We start from the raw sequence: 2,537 nt of genomic DNA on the forward strand, positions 1-2,537 counted from the left end.
AACCCCATCCCCGCGAGTCCACCGTTCAGAACCCGCGAGTCCACCGTTCAGAACCCGCGAGTCCACCGTTCAGAACCCGCGAGTCCACGGTTCAGGACCCCTGAGTTGGCGTTTCGCGTCTGACAGCGTCAGTGCCCGAAACCCCAACTCACCGGTTCCGAACCGAAGACTCGCGGGTTCCGAATTGAGGACTCGCGGGTCCCGAACCGAAGACTCGCGGGTTCCGAATTGAGGACTCGCGGGGTTTGTTGGGGGCGCATGGGAACGCCGCGCCTTCCTTGGGGAGGGCGCGGCGTTTTTTGGGTTTCTAGTGTTTTGGTTTTGGGCCTGCCTGGTCGGTGAGCATGCGTAGGCCGCTCACCAGGCCGCCGATCAGGTCGCCTTCCTTGAAGGACGCGACCATGCTCATGACGGCCAGGTTGCAGGCGCGGTCGGGCAGGCGGCGGGTGGAGTCCGCGCCCGTCACGATCTCGACCTTGCGCTGGCCGGGCGACACGGCGACGAGCACGGCCGTCGAGGCGGTCTCGCCGGACTCGGCGTGCAGCTGCTCGGCCATCGCGCGGGTGTCGTCACCCAGCTCGCCGAGGTAGACGCTGAATCCGAGCCCCGTCGTGCGAGCGGACAGCGTCAGGGCCTCGTCGAGACGAGCGAGCTGCACAGAGGTGAACGGCAGGTCGGGCTTGGCGGGCGTGAACTCCTTGGCGACCGACACGCGGCCGCTCGCGGTCACGACCGCGCCGTACCCGTGCTCGACGTCCTCGGCGACGACGTCACCGGGCTTGCCGTGCACAACGAGCTCACCAGCTGCCACGAGCGCCTCCCTTGGCCGTGGGGCGCGGCTTGCCGCCACCGGTTGGCACGGCGGACGCGTCGGCACCCGCCGGGTTCGCGGTCCACCAGACCGCGGAGTACTCCCAGGGCTGGCCCGGTCGGTACCGCGGCGCCCTCGCGAACTTGTCCCGCAGGGTCAGCAAAGTGACCAGGCCATAAATGGCCAGCGGGATCACCGCGTAGATCAGAAGGGTCTGCACGACGCTCACGCGCGACACACTACCCAGCGCCGCCCGGCACGCGATACTCGGCAGCCGGAGGACCGCCCAAGATCACATCGAGTGATCGCTACTGCGAGCCCGGCGGCCGCACTGGGCCGTGCGCGCGCCGGTCAGTTCATGCATCGGGACGAAGCACGACGTGCGAACGGCGTCAACACGGAGAACGACATCGCATCATCACGCTTTAAGTCTTGTCGATTACAGTTTTGACTCCTAGCTTTCACCTGTACGGCCCTTGCGGTCCCTTCCCCGGCACTCTCCGTGCCCGTATCGCCGAGGAGTCCCCGTCATGCAGACCACCAGCTCGTCGATCATCACCCATTCGGACCAGTTGGCGTCCTTCGGCACTCGCGTCACCCGCGGCACCAGGGTCACGGCAGGCACCAGGGTCACCCGGGGAACGAGGGTCACGCGGGGAACGCGCGTCACGGCAGGTACTCGCGTCACGAGGGGTACGCGGGTCACGCTCGGCACCCGGGTGACGGCCTCCTAGTTCTCACAGGAGAGCCGGCCTACGCGGCCGGCTCTCCCAGGTAAGGCAGCCATTGGGGATCGGTCTCGACGACACCCGCGAGCAGGCGCCAGTGCGTCCCGCGCGGCGCTCTCGGCACCACACGGAGCCGCCAACCCAGCTCGGAGAGCAGTTTGTCGGCTTTGCGGTGGTTGCACTTCACGCAGCAGGCCACACAGTTCTGCCACGTGTGCTCGCCGCCGCGACTACGGGGGATCACATGGTCGATGGTCTCCGCCCGGCCGCCGCAGTAGGCGCAGCGGTGCCGGTCCCGGTGCATGAGCCCGGCTCTCGTGAGCGGCACGCGCGCCCGGTAGGGCACGCGGACGTAGCTGGAAAGCCGGATCACGGACGGGACCACGACGCTGTCGCTCGCGGAGTGCAGCACGATCCCGGCCGGGTCACCGTGCACGACCTCGGCCTTGCCGCACACGACCAGCACCACCGCGCGGCGCAGCGGTAACGCGGTGAGCGGCTCGAAGGTGGTGTTCAGCAGTAGTACGCGGCGCTTGCCCCAGGACGGAGCGCCACTGGCCGGCTCAGGCGCGCCGGCATCCGACAGGTCGGCTTGCGAACGCATGGGCGTCCGCGACGCCGGCCCACGGGCGGCGCCGATCGGAGTCGGATGTCGGTCGGGCACACGACCACCTCCACCGGATCTGGCAGCCATAGCAGACCACAGATCACCCCTCGAACGCACGTGTGTTGTGCAACGTGTCCGGCCACTGTGCTTGATCAGTGACCGAATCGCATCTCGAGCCCCAGGACCCAACCTGGGGAGTTATCCACAGGCAAGATCGACATCACGGTTCTGTCGGTATACCCCGGTAGACTGGCAAGGCGGGATGCCCCCGGGAACGGGCAGGGTTCCGTCAAAGTCGTTTGTGCTGGTCATGTGGTGATTCCGAGTAGCTGTAGTGGTCGGGTGGGGTCGCGGGTCATGCGGCGGAGTCCTGCCGCGATGTTGGTGTATC

The 2,537-nt window shown here is 67.6% G+C and carries 3 protein-coding genes; all 3 read right to left on the bottom strand.

The window, feature by feature from the left end:
* Positions 1 to 307: 307 nt before the first annotated feature.
* The 3 genes from WBA97_RS26785 to WBA97_RS26795 all read right to left on the bottom strand — a co-directional run bounded on the left by WBA97_RS26785 (position 308) and on the right by WBA97_RS26795 (position 2,143).
* Positions 308 to 811 (bottom strand): DUF5130 family protein, encoded by a 504-nt coding sequence (locus WBA97_RS26785; RefSeq protein WP_424233692.1) that lies wholly within the window; start codon positions 809 to 811, stop codon positions 308 to 310.
* Complete coding sequence (locus tag WBA97_RS26790; RefSeq protein WP_424233693.1) at positions 798 to 1,040, bottom strand: hypothetical protein; 243 nt, start codon at positions 1,038 to 1,040, stop codon at positions 798 to 800. The genes WBA97_RS26785 and WBA97_RS26790 overlap by 14 nt, the downstream gene beginning before the upstream one ends.
* A gap of 524 nt (positions 1,041 to 1,564) precedes the next feature.
* Positions 1,565 to 2,143 (bottom strand): HNH endonuclease, encoded by a 579-nt coding sequence (locus WBA97_RS26795; RefSeq protein WP_424233694.1) that lies wholly within the window; start codon positions 2,141 to 2,143, stop codon positions 1,565 to 1,567.
* Between the last annotated feature and the right edge of the window lie 394 nt (positions 2,144 to 2,537).

Origin of the sequence: Actinophytocola sp., from assembly GCF_049647105.1 — a bacterium.
Classification (GTDB): domain Bacteria; phylum Actinomycetota; class Actinomycetes; order Mycobacteriales; family Pseudonocardiaceae; genus Actinophytocola.

Coding starts and splice junctions, on each gene's coding strand:
- WBA97_RS26795 (WP_424233694.1), bottom strand. CDS start 2,143: ATGCGTTCGCAAGCCGACCTGTCGGATGCCGGCGCGCCTGAGCCGGCC.